The 16911-nt window shown below is 53.6% G+C and carries 16 protein-coding genes; 10 read left to right on the top strand and 6 right to left on the bottom strand.

Annotated features, from left to right (window positions below; translation table 11 throughout):
• The first annotated feature begins 12 nt into the window (after positions 1-12).
• The 8 genes from FCN15_RS14225 to lepB all read left to right on the top strand — a co-directional run bounded on the left by FCN15_RS14225 (position 13) and on the right by lepB (position 6900).
• A complete protein-coding gene (locus FCN15_RS14225; RefSeq protein WP_138495657.1) occupies positions 13-504 on the top strand; it encodes a type II secretion system protein in 492 nt (163 codons plus the stop codon).
• A gap of 72 nt (positions 505-576) precedes the next feature.
• A complete protein-coding gene (locus tag FCN15_RS14220; protein WP_138495656.1) occupies positions 577-1326 on the top strand; it encodes a prepilin peptidase in 750 nt (249 codons plus the stop codon).
• A gap of 15 nt (positions 1327-1341) precedes the next feature.
• A complete protein-coding gene (gene pilM, locus FCN15_RS14215) occupies positions 1342-2961 on the top strand; it encodes a pilus assembly protein PilM (protein ID WP_138495655.1) in 1620 nt (539 codons plus the stop codon).
• Positions 2945-3556 (top strand): type II secretion system protein GspM, encoded by a 612-nt coding sequence (gspM, locus tag FCN15_RS14210; RefSeq protein ID WP_162515366.1) that lies wholly within the window; start codon positions 2945-2947, stop codon positions 3554-3556. Before pilM ends, gspM begins: the two co-directional genes overlap by 17 nt.
• Before the next feature lie 434 nt (positions 3557-3990).
• Complete coding sequence (locus FCN15_RS14205; protein WP_138495653.1) at positions 3991-4500, top strand: hypothetical protein; 510 nt, start codon at positions 3991-3993, stop codon at positions 4498-4500.
• Between the two features lie 17 nt (positions 4501-4517).
• Positions 4518-5288: a hypothetical protein gene (locus FCN15_RS14200; RefSeq protein WP_138495652.1), complete on the top strand. Its 771-nt coding sequence runs from the start codon at positions 4518-4520 to the stop codon at positions 5286-5288.
• A 111-nt stretch (positions 5289-5399) separates the two neighbouring features.
• A complete protein-coding gene (locus FCN15_RS19620; protein WP_138495651.1) occupies positions 5400-6272 on the top strand; it encodes a hypothetical protein in 873 nt (290 codons plus the stop codon).
• Between the two features lie 49 nt (positions 6273-6321).
• Positions 6322-6900 carry a signal peptidase I gene (gene lepB, locus FCN15_RS14190; RefSeq protein WP_138495650.1) on the top strand — a complete coding sequence of 193 codons (579 nt, stop codon included), beginning with the start codon at positions 6322-6324 and terminating at the stop codon, positions 6898-6900.
• Between the two features lie 114 nt (positions 6901-7014).
• Here lepB and FCN15_RS14185 read toward each other — a convergent pair whose 3' ends face one another.
• Together FCN15_RS14185 and FCN15_RS14180 are read right to left on the bottom strand one after the other, a co-directional pair.
• Entirely contained in the window at positions 7015-7650 is a 636-nt protein-coding gene (locus FCN15_RS14185) for a response regulator transcription factor (protein ID WP_138495649.1), read from the bottom strand.
• Positions 7651-7876: 226 nt separating this feature from the next.
• A complete protein-coding gene (locus FCN15_RS14180) occupies positions 7877-8317 on the bottom strand; it encodes an Rrf2 family transcriptional regulator (RefSeq protein WP_138495648.1) in 441 nt (146 codons plus the stop codon).
• A 189-nt stretch (positions 8318-8506) separates the two neighbouring features.
• Between FCN15_RS14180 and FCN15_RS14175 the strand changes: the two genes are divergently transcribed.
• Positions 8507-9025, top strand: coding sequence for an NAD(P)H-dependent oxidoreductase (locus FCN15_RS14175; protein WP_138495647.1), 519 nt, complete (start codon positions 8507-8509; stop codon positions 9023-9025).
• Positions 9026-9106: 81 nt separating this feature from the next.
• Here the strand turns inward: FCN15_RS14175 and FCN15_RS14170 are convergent, their stop codons facing one another.
• Both FCN15_RS14170 and FCN15_RS14165 read right to left on the bottom strand, forming a co-directional pair.
• Positions 9107-11047, bottom strand: coding sequence for an ATP-binding cassette domain-containing protein (locus FCN15_RS14170; protein WP_238996694.1), 1941 nt, complete (start codon positions 11045-11047; stop codon positions 9107-9109).
• Positions 11044-12828 carry an ABC transporter ATP-binding protein gene (locus FCN15_RS14165; RefSeq protein ID WP_138495646.1) on the bottom strand — a complete coding sequence of 595 codons (1785 nt, stop codon included), beginning with the start codon at positions 12826-12828 and terminating at the stop codon, positions 11044-11046. The genes FCN15_RS14170 and FCN15_RS14165 overlap by 4 nt, the downstream gene beginning before the upstream one ends.
• A 236-nt stretch (positions 12829-13064) precedes the next feature.
• On the opposite strand from FCN15_RS14165, the gene FCN15_RS14160 reads away from it, so the two are divergent.
• Positions 13065-14255 (top strand): GGDEF domain-containing protein, encoded by a 1191-nt coding sequence (locus tag FCN15_RS14160; protein WP_162515365.1) that lies wholly within the window; start codon positions 13065-13067, stop codon positions 14253-14255.
• A 205-nt stretch (positions 14256-14460) separates the two neighbouring features.
• Here FCN15_RS14160 and FCN15_RS14155 read toward each other — a convergent pair whose 3' ends face one another.
• Together FCN15_RS14155 and FCN15_RS14145 are read right to left on the bottom strand one after the other, a co-directional pair.
• Positions 14461-14748, bottom strand: coding sequence for a CopG family antitoxin (locus FCN15_RS14155; RefSeq protein WP_162515364.1), 288 nt, complete (start codon positions 14746-14748; stop codon positions 14461-14463).
• A gap of 520 nt (positions 14749-15268) precedes the next feature.
• Positions 15269-16627 carry an MATE family efflux transporter gene (locus FCN15_RS14145; RefSeq protein ID WP_138495671.1) on the bottom strand — a complete coding sequence of 453 codons (1359 nt, stop codon included), beginning with the start codon at positions 16625-16627 and terminating at the stop codon, positions 15269-15271.
• Positions 16628-16911 lie beyond the last annotated feature (284 nt).

Here is a 16911-nt window from a genome sequence, read left to right as displayed (position 1 = left end):
GGGGGAAACAAGATGTTTGAGAAGTTAGCACAGAAGTTGAGAGAAGTAATGGGCAAGAAAGAGAATAATGAAAAAGGCTTTACGCTGATCGAGTTATTGGCGGTTATCGTCATTATCGGGATCATCGCGGTTATTGCGATTCCGATGATTTCGAATATTCTTGATAAGTCTAAAAAGGATGCTGACGTTTCGACTGCTAAACAAATTTATGATGCTGCGCGGATCTATATCGTTAATGAAGCAAATGGAACGACACCTACCGAAAACATTAAGCTTTCCGTTTTGCAAGATGGCGGATATTTGGATAATGACCTGTATCTTCCTAGCAACAAACATGAGTTGAGTCCCGATAATACAGTAGTTAAGTTTGATGCCGATGGATTCGATGGTGTAACGTTGGTTACAACTACTACGGGTGATGCAGAAAAAGACTATACCAGCAAACAAGTCCTGGGAGCTACGGCACCAACTGCATCTGCTTCTGTTGCTCCCTCTGGTTCATAAGTTTTATTTATCCCAAAAGGAATCGGATTTCCGATTCCTTTTTTAAAATTTAACGACTGGAACCGATGACCTATGACGATTGTGATTGCCGTTTATATCACGCTGATCGGCCTGGTGCTCGGCTCGTTCTACAATGTGGTGGGCTTGCGGGTGCCGGTGAAGGAGTCGCTGGTGTCGCCTCCCTCGCATTGCCCTTCCTGCGGAACAAGGCTGGCCGGGCGCGATCTGATTCCGGTGCTCAGCCTGCTGCTGGCCCGGGGCAAATGCCGGCACTGCGGGAGCAAGGTCTCCCTGCTGTACCCGCTTGGCGAGCTGGCGACGGGCCTGTTGTTTCTGTGGATCTACCTCGAGTTTGGCATTAGCTTTAAAGGACTGACCGGCCTGCTGCTGGTCAGCTTGTCGGTTATCATCACGGTGTCCGATCTCAAATACATGCGCATTCCCAACCAGGTGCTGCTGTTCTTTCTGCCGCCGCTTGTGCTGCTGGTGCTGCTTGCACCGAACGGGCCGCTGTGGAGCCACCTGCTGGGCGCCATCTGCGGAGGCGTTGTCATCTTCGTGCTGGCTTTGTTTGGCGGCATGGGAATGGGCGACGCCAAGCTGTTTGCTCTTCTCGGCTGGGTGATCGGGTTTAAGGACACCGTGCTTGCTTTTCTGCTGGCCTGCGCTTTGGGCAGCTGTGTTTACGGCCTTCTGCTGCTGCTGGGCAAGGTCAAACGCGGGCAGCCGGTACCGTTCGGGCCATGGCTTGCGGCCGGGGCTTTGCTTGCTTTTTCATACGGCTCCCATCTTATCGGCGGTTATCTCGCGCTCATCCGTTAGGAGGAACATCAATTTATGTTAGGATTTGGGCATAAACATGCGGGCGTCTCCATTGAACAGACGGGCGTCCACTACATTTACTTCAAGAATAAGAACCCGAAACAGGTCCCTGGGAAGAAATTCCTGCCCCTCCCGGCCGGTTTGATTGTGGAGAATCAGGTTGCAGATAAGGAAGCCCTGACTGCCGAACTCAAGAGTTGGGTGAAAAGAGAAGGCTTACGCGGAGGTACCGTGGATTTGTCGATCCCGCCTTCGCAAATGATTATCCGCAAAATGACCATCCCTGCCATAGTGGATAAACAAATCGACCAGCTTGTGAAGCTCGAGGTGGAGACCAGCCTTCATCTGCCGTTTGAGAACCCGGTTTATGACTATGTCATCACAGGGCAAACCGAAGAAGAAAGCCAGATCATTCTGCTTGCCGCACCGCGCAAGGTGGTACAGGATTACGTCGACGTTCTGGAGGAGGCCGGATTTAAGATCCGCAGCGTCGAGGTAACCGCAACTGCACTGGCACGCAGTATTATGACCAGTTATAACCATTCCTTCGATGAAACGATGCTGATCCATCTGGAGCAGTCTTTGGTTGATATTGATATGTTCCGCAGCGGGCACCTCGTGTTTATGCGGACGCTTGACTTGATTGAACTCGATCACGGGAAACCGCAGCTTGCGGAAGCCTCCCTGCCTTTGCTGTCCGAATCCCAGGCGGCGGCTACTTCTGAAGATCATCTGACTCCGGAACAAATCGTCGAAATCACGGCGGAAATTTCACGGATGCTCAGCTTCTACCAGTACAGCTTGCACGACGGCTCTACACGGATCACCGAGGTGCTCATTACCGGTACACCGGAGCTGCGGCACCAGCTGCAGGAGGAACTGCTTACGGCTTTGCCGGAGCTGGCAATTACCTCGCTTAACATCGACCAGCTTGCCGGAGGCGTAAAGGTCAGTTATAACCTGAACGATTACCGGGTTGCGGCGGGGGCAGCGCTCAAAGGCAAAGGGCGGGGCCCGGATACGATGGATCTGCTGCCGCGTGAGGACCGGGAGACGGTTATTTTTCCTTATATTGCAGGAGCATTGGCTGTCGTTTGGGTACTCGGCTTCATTGGATCCGGTTTCTTGAATTCGTCTCTGCACGGAGAGATTCGCGACCAGGCGGACAAAATCGGTACGCTGCAGGACCACAATACCGAATTGCAGCTGCAGCTGGCCGAGCTGAATAAACAGCAGTCCGGTATGGCAAATCTGGACCGGCAGGGAATTATCACGATCTTGTCCGGGCAGCGTGCTGATGCAGCCGCAGTGCTGGATGAGCTGAAGTCCAGGCTTCCCGCCGGCGCGGTTATCCGGGACATCAACTATACTTTTCATGGCGACCTGATGTTGACCGTCGATTTTACGGCTATGGAAGACAGTGCAAGTTACCTGACAGCACTCCGGGGGATGTCCTTTGCGGTGTCAGCTGCAATTACCAAATTAACAGAAGGGTCCGCGCAGACCTCTGCTGCTCTGATCACCAATGTCAGCAGTTATTCCGCTGTTTATCAGGTTTCTATGAATGCACCTGCTGTGGCCCAGAATCAGCAAACCGCAGACGGGGAGGGGGAAAGTAATGGAACAGGTCAATAAATACCGCTCAAGCATCGTTCTCGGCCTGCTCGTGATGTTCCTGGTTCTGTTTGGCTTCTACCTGTTTGCCATCCGGCCGGCGAGTCACAAGGTGACGGATCAGGACAACCAGATCGCTCAGCTGCAGGAGGAGCGTACCCTGTATGAGAATAAAATAGCCGAACTGCAGCAAGCGGCAGCTTCGCCAGACCCGGCGGAAGAAGCGGCTCTTCAGGCCATTCCCAAAGGCGATGACAGCGAAAGTCTGATTAACGAGCTCCAAAGAATCGGCGATGATTCCCACGCCAGGCTGAAGGATATCAGCTTCACGCTTGCGGATCCGGCGGATACCGCCACCTGGACCGGACTGTCCGGGACATCCATCACCGGCCTTAAGGAGATCAAAATGTCGGGCATCATTGAAGGCGGCTATACGGAAATCCATGACTGGCTGAAACAGCTGAACACGCTGCCCCGGCTGGTTAGCGTAGATTCGTTTGCTTTTCAGCAGCCGTATGAAATCGTGACCGCCCAGCAGCCGGGCAGTATCCTGACGGCGAATGTTTCTTTTACGGCTTATTACGAAGCAGAAACGGCGAATACGCCGGCACCATAAGCAGCTCGAATATAATGTGTAATCCCTAATAAAAAAGAATACCGCCGCCTTCCCAGCCTCAGGCTTCGGGTGAATCATCTTCACCCTGCCTTCATGGAGCTGCAGCGAAGGTAGTAGAACTTCAATCAAGCGCCGACATGCCCGTCGGCGCTTGTTTTTTTGGCGAATAGGCTGAAATTTACCTGATTTGGGAGGTGGTACTTTGGGATTAGGGGAGGTGGTTCCTTGAAGAAACAGGCCTACCCCCGGCGGTAGAACAGCAGCGTCCAGGCGGGTTCCCTGCTGCCACCCTGGCGGCATCCAAGTTGGTTCTAGGAAGAACCATGCAAATTAAACCAAATGGTGAAGTATCACCCAGTCCTTTCCAGCTATACTTGGTTTACAAGCAAGGGCTGCCCACGATAAACCGGGCAAGAGAGGAGGCTGGCGGACTGATGTTGACCAAGCTGCAGTGTGCAGGCGCGGCGCTGATGCTGACAGCTGCACTGACGACCGGAATCGCATATGCGTCCCCAAAGGCAGGCGATTCGCTGCAAACCTGGTACCAGAAGAGCTATAACCAGGCAGTTAAGGTCATCGCACAGAAGCAGCTGAAGCAGGGCGAAACCAAGCTTGATCAGACGGCACAGCAAGTCAGCGCAGCCGGGCAGAGGGACGGACGTTCCGAACTGCTTGACTATCAGCGCCAGCGGCTGGATCAAATTCGCGGCAAGCTCAATCAGCAGAAGGAAGCCTACAGCAGGCAGGTCGATGCTGCCCGGGCTGAGCTGCTTGGAAGAAACGGAGCTGTCAGCAGGCAGTTTGCCAATTACACCGGCCAGGTGACCGGACAATTGGACGAGCAGCTGGAGCTTGAAGCCGGCAGTGTGCTCGACAGCCTTCTGGAACAGCCGGAAACAGCCGGACCTCCCGCAGTCTACCCTAAACAAACTATAAAACATTGAAGAGGAGAAGATGACAAATGGTATTGAAATCTTTGAAGAGCAAAATTGCAGCAGGTGTAGTTGGCGTTAGTTTGGTAGCAGGTATGAGCACTGTATTTGCAGGTGTCGATGCAGGCGAGCAGTTCACAAACTGGTACAGCAGCCTGTTCTCCAAGACCTCTTCCCAAGTTGGTACTAAAGTTGCCACCGACTATGCCAAACAGCTGAACGCATATAACACCGAATATAACACGCTGAAGAACGGCTCCACACAAGCTGTTAAAGATGAAGCCACAGCACAAGGCAAAGCTGCTGTAGATGCTGTAAACAGCCAAAAGGATACTTATGTATCTCAAATTGAAGGCGCTGCAAACAAAATCGACGTTGCAGGTGACTTCACTAAATTCGTAGGAACAACGAATAACACTGTTGACGCAGGTGCGAAACAGGCTGCTGACTATGCCAAGAGGGATCTGGACAAAGCCCTGAACACTCAAGGCACTCAAAGCGTAGCGGCCGTGAACACACAAGTCGGTCAAGCCCAAACATCTGCAACTGATGAGTTGACCAAGAAGATCACTGACACTAAAGCTGCCATTCAAACCCTTGTGAACGAACAAGCCGCAACGGCTGATCAAGCTATCCGTGAACACATTAACGGGCAAATCGAAGCTTTGAGAACACAGCTTACCCAATATGCTGATGATCTTGTAAAAGCTAAGAAAGCTGATGTAGACACAGCAGCTGCTACTGCACAGAAAACTGCAACTGATGCTCTGGACGTTATTGCAGCTTCCATCAACAAATAATACATCCTTTAACAGATGCAGCACCGGGGCCTTCTTCTGGGAAGGAGGCTCCGGTATTTCTTGGAATCCGGAGGCGGGCACACATGAATTTAAATGAGGGAGGCCTTGAAGTTGAGAAAAGCGCGGACAGCCACTTTGTCGAATCGTAAAAGAAATAAACAGCGGGTTTTGATCGGAATTGTTTCTCTAAGCGCTTTGATCGCCGTCACGACCAGCTTATCCTTTGCCGACACCGATCTTAAGGGCAAAATGAAGGCTTGGGCGAATCAGACGGCCCGCAGCGCGATTTCGGACCTGGATTTGGCGATTCATTCCGAAACGGAGCAGCAGAAGGAGCGTTTGCAGAAAGAATTACGTTTAAAACTGGATCAGCAGGCGGCAGAGCTTCAAAGCTATGCCGAAGAGCAGAAGAACGAGCGTATCGCGGCGATTAAGGCTTATGTCGACAAGCTGATCAACAGCAGAGACTATTCCAGCAGTGAGGAGAAGGCCCAAATGGAAGCCAAGCTAAAAATCATCATGGACAGCGCCATCGCTGCCATGGAGGATTTGGATGACAGCTACGTGCCGCCGCATCTGAGCTATGAACCGCCGGCCGTACCGGAGCCTTCGGCGGCTCCTGAACCTGCGGCACCGGCTGCGTCCGGTGAGCCGCAGGACGAAGCAGCTCAGCCGGCACCGGCAGAGCAGGCGGACCCATCTGCATCGCCAGACCCGAATGCATCACCGGCGCCAACACCGGCTCCTGCACCAGCGGAGCAGGCTGATCCGTCTGCTTCTCCTGAACCGCAGCCAACGCCGGAGCCGGCACCAACACCGGCACCAACAGAAGCATCAGACTCGGCATCGGGTTCTGATTCAGCACCGGGTTCTAATTCAGCACCGGCGCCAGCGCCTTCAGACCAGGCGAGTCCGTCCAAGACGCCTCTCCCTGATCCTAATCCAATGCCGGCGCCCATCAGCCCGCTGCCTGAGCTGCCTTAAATAGCAGTTCAATGAACAAGTCCAATAAACAACAAGAAGGGTGATCAACATGGAAAAGGCAACAGCCGGCGCAGCCGGAACCATCACGGGACCGGAACAGACCCGGGCGAGCAAGAAATCAGAGGTATGGGGCTGGGTCAGATTCGTCATCTACCTGGGCATCATCTATTTCCTCATCACGCACGTGGTGGGTTTGAGCCGGGTATCCGGCCATTCCATGCAGCCTACTCTAAACAGCAGCGATATTCTGCTCATCAATAAATTATCTGTCTATACGGGCAAGCCCGAATATGGGGATGTCGTGATCGTCAAGAGCCACAAGCTCTCTTATGAGTTAATCAAAAGAGTGATCGGGGTGGAAGGTGACCGCATTGTCATTCAGGGCGGGGTAGTGTACAAGAACGGCGAAGCGCTGCCTGAGCTCTATACCTCGGGCATGCCTGACGATATGCCGGAGGTGCTTGTCGGCAAACACGAAGTGTTCGTCATGGGCGACAACCGTACGCCGGGCGAAAGCCTTGACAGCAGAAGCAGCGAGCTCGGGCTTGTCCAGACAAGCGAAATCAAAGGCTACACAATTATGAAGCTGATCCCTTGGTCCGCTATTGCCAAACCTTTAAAGCAGTAACCCAATCTACTGCAGCATCAGGAAAGAGGGCCAGACCGGATAGCCGGCTGGCCCGTTTTTTTAAACTTTTTAAAATAATGAAGCGCAGGTTTGGCCTGCTGGTTAGTCTGCTATCTACACAGTGACGTTCTCCCGCAGACCCTGATTGTGATAATACAAGGCGGCTTTGGTCCGGTCAGGCAGATCAAGCTTGGACAAAATTTGGCTGACATGCTTCTTGACCGTGTAGTCAGTAATATACAGGCGGGAGGCGATTTCCTTGTTGGACAAACCCTCGCTCAGCATCTGCAGCACTTCCTGCTCTTTAGGCGTCAAATGGCAGTCGTTCTTCTGGAAGCCTTCCAGAAGCTTGGATTCCATGAAGTCATAGTCAAAATATTTGCGGCCCCGTCCGATCATACCGACCGCAAACAGCAGCTCTTCCGGCAGGGCTTCCTTCGGAATAATCCCTTCAATTCCCAGCATAAGCGCCTGCTGGAGCTCGGAAGGCTTCATGTTTGATGTCAAATAAATGAACCGGCAACCCGCCCCGTCCTTCTTCAGCTTCTCAATCACATCGAGACCATTCTGCTGATTAATCCGGTTATTCATAATGCAAATATGGGGCTTGTGGATCTGGATGAGGTTCAAGGCCTCTCTCCGGTCGGCCGCTTCTCCGCATACGTTAACGTTTGGTTCCCCTTCCAAAATCGAGGTGATTCCCCTTCTGACCAGCTGATAAGGATCGACGACTATAACCTGAATGGGCATAATAAGGGTGAAACTCCTTTCCTCAATTAAAGACTGTGTGACATCCGATGTTATCTGGACGATTGTCCTATGTAAAAAGTACTATAAAAAGTATACCTTTCTTGCCAAATTCATTCAATAATAGAAGTTGTCGTCTTATGTAGAATGGCTATTTTATTTCGGATTTCTTTTCCTGAACCGATCCACAAACAATAAAACGGAACCTAACCTCGAGTTAGATTCCGTTTTATTGTTTATTAGCGTTCTTTTGTTTCCCGTGCAGGATCGCGCTTTCTGCAACCTGATCAATTGTTATATCCTCCAGCTGCTGCAGGACCAAACGGTCAACGTTACTAATAACCTCTTGAAAGGCAGGCCGAATTCCGGAACCTACCGGACAATTTTCATTCGGTTCAGCGGGGCTCAAGGAAATAAAGGAGTCGCCTTCAAGCGAACGGTACACCTCTGCAAGCGTAATTTCATGTGCGGGCTTCACCAAACGATATCCGCCGCCGCTGCCTTCTTTGGTTTCGAGCAGCCCGCTTTTGACGAGCTTCGCCAGGACCCTTCGCAGAAAGACAGAGTGAGTATTCACGCTTGACGCAATGTAGGCGCTTGAATATCCTTCTTCAGAGGTTGATAGTAAAGCCAATGCATGCACGGCTATAGGAAACCAGCCCACAGACATAGTAATTACCTCACTTTGATAAATACTCTTTGATCCAGTATATCATGCGCCGCTGCAAAAGGAGAATTCACCTGTCGTCAAACTCTTTTTTTAAAAAATAACTTGACGTTTCGTCTTACTAAAACTAAACTGATTACAGTAACCAATTCGGTTTCAGTTTAAATTACTTCAAAGAAAGAAGGCTGAACGATGAAAACTTTAGTTATGGTTGTACATCCGAATTTTGAGCAGTCCCGTGCAAATAAGCGTTTGGTTCAAGAATTGGAAGGCAAATCGGACGTTACCATTCATAATCTGTACGAAGCGTATCCGACTGAGCAGATCGATGTTGAGCGGGAGCAGCAGCTGCTCCTGGAGCATGACCGCATTGTCTTTCAATTTCCGTTCTACTGGTACAGCACACCACCGCTTCTTAAGAAATGGGAGGATCTTGTTCTTACCTACGGCTGGGCATATGGAAGCGGCGGTGTAAAGCTGCACGGCAAAGAGCTGCTCCTTGCCCTCACCACAGGCAGTCCTAAAGAAAGCTATCAGCACGGGGGCATGAATAAATTCACCATGGAGGAATTGTTAAGACCACTAGAAGCGACAAGCAACCTGATTGGTACGAAGCTGCTTCCCTATTTTATTGTGAATGGTGCGATGGCGATTTCCGATGAAGCTTTGGAAGCTGCCGCGAAGGAATATGCTAAGACTGTATTATCGTAAAAATAATTCAGGGCTGCCTTGTGGCAGCCCTTTCTTGTGGAGCGCGTTTATCGCTGGTTCTCAGCTCTAACGGCCGGCGCATCAGCCGGCAGAATCATCGCCGGCTTCTTCCCCGTACCACAGCTGGCGGAAGCTCTCGCTTAACGCCAGCAGCTCCTCGGCTGTGCCGGAGGCCTCGATCGTGCCGTTCTTCAGCACGATGATGCGGTCGGCGTGGGCCAGCGCGGTTTTGCGGTGCGAAACCACGAGGCAGGTCGCCTCGCCGCGCTGGCGGAACAGGCGCTCCCACAGCCGGCGCTCCGTCTCGACGTCCAGCGCGCTGGACAGGTCGTCGAAGACATAGAGCTCGGCGTCGCGGACCAGCATCCGCGCGGCCGCGGTGCGCTGCGCCTGGCCGCCGGACAGCTTGACGCCGCGCGGCCCGACGACGGTGTCGAGCCCGTGCTCCAGCCGGGCGACGTCCTCCTCCATGACGGCGGCGTGCAGCGCGCCGGTCAGGTCGCTCTGCTCAGGCGGCAGGCCGAGCAGGATGTTGTCGCGCAGCTTATCGCTGTACAGCCGCGGAATCTGCGCCGTATAAGCGCTGTGCGGCGGCACGAAGAAATCGGCCGGTGAGGCCACCCGCTGGCCGTTCCAGCGGATCTCGCCGGCATCGGCCGGCAGCAGGCCGAGCAGGGCGCGCAGCAGCGTCGTCTTGCCGGAGCCGATCATGCCGGTTACGACGGTAAAGGACCCGCGCTGCAGCTCAAGGTCAATCCCCTGAATGCCGCGTCCTGTTTCGGGGTACAGGTAGGACAGGCCCCGGACTTCAAGCCGGTGAAGGGGCTCGGTCTTGGCGGCGGCGCCAGGCGTTGAACCTGCCGACGCTTGAGTGGTTTGAACGGCAACGGCTCCATGCCGCGCTTCAGCACCTGCCGAGTTACGCACCCCGATGCGGGGGCTATCACTTGCCCCGCCGGCGGTGCCAGCACCTGCCGCAGCTTGCTCCCGCTTGCGGCGCTGCTCCTGCCGGTCCCAATCCCGGCCCGGCTTGCCGACGCCGGTGTAAGCGGCAGCTGTCAGCAGGGAGGCGGAGGCGCCCTGCAGCATATTTTTCAGCCGCCCGAAGCTGACGGTCATTTGCTTGTAGTAGGTCATGAAGTTGCCCAGATTGGAGATCAGCTGGGTCACGAACGTTAAATAATAGACGAACAGCGACAAATCGCCGACGGTGAAACTGCCGCTGCGCATTTTGTAGCCGGCCAGCAGCAGGATGGCTCCGGTCCCTAAATTGACCGAATTGGTGAACACCGAGGACAGAGTCTCCGTAAGGAGCTTATCCTTCACCATTGTCTGACGGCGCTCGTCGCTAAGCTCCACAAAGCGGCGCACAACGCGGGATTCGGCCCCGGCCACCTGAATGGCCTGCACATTAGCGAACATTTCGCTGATCGAGCTGGTCACCCTGGCGGTCGCTTCGCGGCTGGCCGCGCGGTACTTCTGAATCCGGGCCGTAGCGATTTGCGCGGCGGCCACGACGAGCACGAGCGGCACAAACACAAACAGGGTCATCTGGGCGTCGATCGAGGTCAAAATATAGCCCGCAACGATGGCGAACCCGACCAGCCCGAGTGAATCGACCGACCAGCTGACGGCTTCTTCCGTCTGATCAATATCGTCGCGGAAGTTGCTGATCGCTTCGCCCGGCGAGCAGGGAATCGCTCTCGCGCCGGGCTCATTCAGCACATGCGCGAGCATGTTGCGGCGCAGCAGCATGCTGATGCGGAAGCGGTAATGCACGTCCGTCAGGAAGCCGATGGCGATCACGCCCATCCGGCCGAGGGCGGCGCCGATCAGCAGGGCGGCAAGGCCCCAGACGGCGTAGCCGTAGTGGCCGTGATTTTCCAGCTGGTCGAAGTACCGTTTCGTAATAAGGCCCGGAATCAGCAGGGACATATGCACCAGTGTCCAGGCCACAAGGTTAGCCAGGTATAGAACCGGATGAAGCGTCAGCAGCCTTGTGAAAAATTGTCTCGCCTTCACGCCAGCACCTCCTCAAGTCCGACGGCCAGCATCCGGCTGAAGCGGGAATCGGGATTGTCCGCCAGCTCTCGGCGCGGACCTTCTTCCAGTATGCGGCCGTCCTCCAGAATAAGAATCCGGTCCGCACGCTGCACCGTGGACAGCCTGTGGGCAATAATGATGCAGGTACGCTCCTGCAGCAGTTTAGTAATGGCCGCTTCGATCCGGCTTTCAGTCAGGGGATCAAGCCGCGATGACGCCTCATCCAAAATAACCAGTCCCGGGTCAGTCAGGAACACCCGGGCAAAGGCCAGCAGCTGGGCTTCGCCGGCGGACAAGCTGCCGCCGCCCGAGGCGAGCTGCGTATCCAGTCCGTCCGCCATGCCTCTGAACCATTCGCCCAGACCGACCTCCACCAGAACGGCCATGATCCGTTCATCCGGAATCCGGTCGTCAAACAGGGTCAGGTTGTCGCGGACGGTCCCCTCCATAATCTCGATGTTCTGGGTCACCATCGCTACCGAGCTCCGCAGCTCGTGCAGCCTGCACTGGCGGATGTCCGTGCCGCCGAGTCTGACCGCGCCGTGCTGCGGATCGTAGAAGCGGAGCAGCAGCCGGGCAAGCGTCGACTTTCCGCTGCCTGTACGTCCCAGAAGCCCCAGCGTCTGCCCGGGCTCCAGCCTGAAATCCAGCTGCTGCAGGGTCGGAGCCTCCTCCGGCTCATAGGCGAAGCTGAGATTCTGGATATGTACGCCAAGCGGGCCTTTTGGCAGCGGCGCGCCGGGGCCGTCCTTGATCAGGGGCTCTGTTTCGAGCAGATTTTGGACGCGGACAAGGCTGGCATCGGCTTTTTGCAGATCTTCCAGCTGGGTCCGGATTTGTTCAATAGGCTTGGCAAGCAGCTCCGTATAATAGAACACCATATAAATGCCGCCGATGGACAGCGCTCCGTGCCGCCACAGCACCGCGCAGACGATAAAGGCTGCGGCGTTGCCGACTGCGAACACGAAGATCGTCGTGCCCCACATAAGGAAGAAGCCGAAGAAGGCTCTGATCCGTACCGGCAGCATCCGCCGGGTTAAACCGTAATAGCGGTTCATTACATACCCCGCTGCGCCATTGGCGCGTGTGTCTTCGGTGCCTTCCAGATGCTCGCCGATAAATCCGTAAAATTCCGCGCTCAGCGCCCGCCACTTGGTCCATACCGGAACGGTGAATTTCCGGATCCACTGGATCAGGAGTATGGCTCCGATTACAAAGGCGGTCATGACCAGGCCGACCCAGAGATTTTCCCGGAACAGCAGGATCAGAATGCCGAGCATCAGCATCGCGTTGCCGGCCATGTGAATGATAAAGCTGGAGAAGAAGTTGGCCAGCGCGTTGACATCCCCGTCGACTCGCTCGATCAGGGAGCCCGAGGTCTGGGTTTTGTGGAAGGACATGTCCAGAGACAAGCAGTGCTCCGCCAAATCGGCGCGCAGCTTGTTGGTGGTCTTCCAGCCAAGATTTTCACTCAAATAAGCGGCGCTCACAGATACGATCTGCTGAACGACCGAGAAGCCGATAAATAAAATAGCTGCCGTATACAGCGGCCGCAGACTGCCTGAGCCCTGGGCATTATCAATGAAATAGCGGATAATCTGCGGGTTGACCAGCTGCAGGCCGATTGACATGAATAATAGCAGGGTGAGTCCAAGCATTAATTTCCGCTGAGGCAGCACGTACCTGCCCAGAATCGTCCGGTACTTGCCAAGCGCCCCAGCCCTTCGTGCGGTTTCTCCTGCTGTCCTTTCTCCTGACATTTAGGAACACTCCTTTCGCTTTGGTTAATGCAGCCTGTCTGAAAAACAATCCTTCCTAATCGTATATAGAAACATACGTTCTTTCAAGGGGGCGGCATTTCTTTTTTAGGCTACCCTGCCGGTGGGGATACATGTATAATATGGTAAGATATTCGGCCTCTTTAGTCAGTCATCCGTTGCCGCTCTTCATACATAGAGAACTCAATTATTCACAATAGGATAGGATGCTGTCTGTTATGGTTGTTGCTTTGGATATGAAAACCGTCTTTATTCTGGTTGCTTTAGGACATTTATGCACCATGATTCTAATTACCGCATACCGCATCAAATTTATGCAGGACGCGGTTATCCGCTTGTTCAGCATCTCCAAATGGCTGCAGGTGCTGATCTGGGCCTTGTCCGCTTTCCGGCTGGGACTGCCGGATGTCATCGGGGTGGTGCTGCCCAACTTGATCCTGTTCGCGGCCAGCTGCCTGGAGATTAGCGCTCTGCTGCTCGCCATAGACGGAATGAACCGGAGGGTAGCCCGGTTTATGGCCCTGCTTACGGCTGCAGGTATAGGCGGCTATTTGATCATTTACGCCGCTTACAATGCCGAGTGGCTGCGGATCAGCTTCGCTTCCCTGGTGACCGCGATGTACATCGCTTATCCGGCCGTCAAGCTGGCAAAGGATAAAGGAGCCTCTGCGCTGAAGAAGACGCTGAGTGTCATGTACGGCCTGGTAGGAATTCTCCTGCTGGCCAGGTCTGTTCTCGCAGTCTGGATGACAAGCGAAATGAGTATGGTGTCCGGGCCGAGTCCGTATCAGCTTGTCACTTATTTTTCCATCTTCTTCATGATGCTGGTCGGCAATATCGGGTTTATTCTGCTCTCGAAGGAGCAGGCGGATGACAAGCTGGTGAGACTTGCCAGCTACGATGATTTGACCGGTGCGCTCAACCGCCGGACTTTTATTGAAAGAACGCAGAAGAGCATTGAAAGCTTGACCAAGAGCCAGGAGCCGGTTTCCTTTATCCTGTTTGATATAGACCATTATAAGCGGATTAATGATACCTACGGGCATGAAACGGGAGACCGCGTGCTGCAGGAAATGACGGCCGCCGTCCAGCGGCTGGTGCAGGGCAGGGGCATCTTTGGAAGGTACGGCGGCGATGAGTTCGCCGTTCTGCTGCCGGGGCTCAGCGCCGTGGAATCGGACAGCCTGGCTGAGCAGCTGCGAACACACATAGCGCTCCAGAGCGCGTTGGAAAGCCGGATTCCTTATACGATCAGCCTGGGAATCGTCACGATACCGGCCAGCAGGCACCTTAACGCTTCAATGCTTTATCAGCTTAGCGACAGAGCGCTGTACAACGCTAAGAGGCTCGGCCGCAACCGTGCGGAACGGCACCGCGAGCCTGCCGGGGCCGGAGCGGGCGTCCGGTAGACCGATAGCCAGGTTGCATAAATAAGCATGAACAGACGGGTAGAAGAGGGTGTCCCCAGTGTCATACAAATGACGGGGACACCCTCTTCTTTATCCTAAACAAAAAGAAACCCCTCTTGGGTAAAATTGAAGTACCACCGGCTATTACCGTGAAGAAGAGGGATCTTTTGTTCATTTCTTGTTTGGGGGATTTTGAAAATTTTGTTTAACGGGCCGATTTCTCTTCTTCATATACACGTTCGATTAAAAACTGCTTCATGAGCGTCTGATATCCCATTTGTTTTTCCGATGCGAGTTCCTGGATGCGTTTGAGTAAGTCATGCTCCAGGCGGATGGAGATGGTTTTAGTGCGGTTATTCCGGCGCGGTAAATCATCCTCACTTAAAGAGGCTTCAAGCAGTTCGCTGCTCATCGTATGAGTATCCCAGAACTCGGCGGCTTCCTGTTCGGTCATATTCGCTGGTATTTCATCTCTGGATGTAATTTGCTTCATCATAATGACCTCCTTTTGTTATAGAGTCGTTTTTCAGCGGGTTCGGCATTGCGAGCCGTAATCCACCCGGATGCGGGATCCTTCCTTTTTGACAAAAATGACAACTAAGCGCCGTCCTTCATCGGTGGCTCCGATAATACCCCGGTGGCCGCTATGGGCATGAAACGGAATTCGTTCTTCATCCCAGAATGCTTCCTCGGCTTCCTCGGGGAGAACATCGTGCCGGGCTATATGATCGATATTGTGATCATCCTAAATGAAAAGATCCTCTTCATCAGTAAACACCTGTGGACCTCCAAATGTATATGCTATAGTATATACATTATACAGTGGAAAAAGCTTGTTCCATAGCCCTTTTTTTGATAATCAGAAGCCCATATCAGTTATCACTATAATCGAGCCATAAGTACAGGGTAGAGCGAAGAGGGTGTCCCCATTGTCATATAATGACGGGGACACCCTCTTCTTTGCCGGAGCGCGGCAGACGGTTTGAGCAGCCTGCTTGACCCGCGTAATTCCATTAACCGGTAGCCGGAGCGGCATGCTGGGTTTGGTCCGCAGGAGAGTCGTGGTCGACGAGCGAATAATTTTCCCATGCCCGGCTGCGCCAGCGGAAGTACATAATGACGGCCCGCGTCCATTCGTCGGCTGCGATTGCCAGCCAAATGCCGGCTAATCCGAGATGGAGCTGGAACACCAGCAGGTAGCCGAGCGGCAGCGACATGCACACCATGGAGATCAGTCCCATGTACACCGGAAACTTTGCGTCACCCGAGGCCCGCAGGGAGTTGATAATGACGATATTCACCGTTCGGCCGGTCTCCAGCACGATGCTGAGCAGCAGCACCTGGGCGCCCAGCTTAATAATCGCCTGGTCATCCGTGAACAGGTGGAACAGAGGGATACGGAAAGCGATGATGATCAAATCAACGATAATGGTGGCGGCCAGCGCCCATTTGACGCTCTGGAACACTTTTGTATAGGCGTCCTGCTGGCGTCTGGATCCGACATAGTGGCCGACGATGATGGCGGTGCCCATTCCGATCGCCATGCTGAACAAATAGATATAGGAAGAAATATTTACGGCGTATTGGCGCGTAGCCATTGCTTCCGCTCCGAGATAGGTGACGTACATCGTAAAAGTCAGCTGGCACATCTGATACACGATGCTTTCAAAGGCGGAAGGGATGCCGATTTTTAAAATTTTGGCGATATACAGCTTAGACAGATTCAAGTAATAATGAAACCGCACCCGGACCTCCATGACCCGGTAGAGCAGCCAGAAGAAGATGATCAGGCAGACAAAGCGGCTGAATACGGTGGAGATCGCCGCCCCCTGAACTCCCATGGCCGGGAAGCCGAAATGGCCGTAAATCAGGACATAGTTGCCCGCCACGTGAAAGACGTTCATGAGCAGCGAGACAATCATCGTCTGCTTCGTAAATCCGTGTGTCCGGATGGTGGCAGACAGCGCGTTGATCAGGGCCTGCAGAAAAATCCCCCCGCCAACGATCTGAATATAATCGGACGCGTAATCCAGAATGGCGCCATTTACATGCATCAGCTTCAGCATGTGGCCGCCAGACAGCAGGAAGACGGCGCTGAGGACCAGGCCGACGGCCAGATTGATCGTGATGGCATTGGCCGTGACCTGGGCGGCCTCGACGGTCTTTTTCGAACCTAGGTACTGGGCCACTACGATAGCGGCTCCATTCCCGATTACCTCCAGAACGAGAATGGCGATCCAAATAATTTGATTGGCAGCGCCGACGCCGGCAACGGCATCGTCGGATACCGAGCTGATCATAAACGTATCCACGCTGCCCATCAGGGTAAACAGCAGAAGCTCTAGAAATATAGGCCAGGTCAAACGGAACATATTAAATTTCTTCTTCTCGGCGGCTGACTGACTATCCACGACCGTGCTTTCCAAATGGACACCTTCTCAATTAAAATTTTGCCTGAAACATGCTGTCAGAAAATCCTCTATTCCAACGGACGACCCTATCAAATGCTTAATAAACAAACGTATATTAGCATAGTTTTTATGTAAATACAGCAACTTGAATGTAAAATGATGAAATTCCCTAAAATTTTCATGAGGTTGTCCAAAGGGCGGGGCACTCTTCTAGAAAAATGAAAAAACCTGAGCGGATAGCTTCA

The organism is Paenibacillus pinistramenti (assembly GCF_005869875.1).
Taxonomy (GTDB): Bacteria; Bacillota; Bacilli; order Paenibacillales; family Paenibacillaceae; genus Fontibacillus; species Fontibacillus pinistramenti.
Note: the sequence above shows the minus strand (reverse complement) of the source record. Positions and strands in the feature narration are given on the sequence as shown.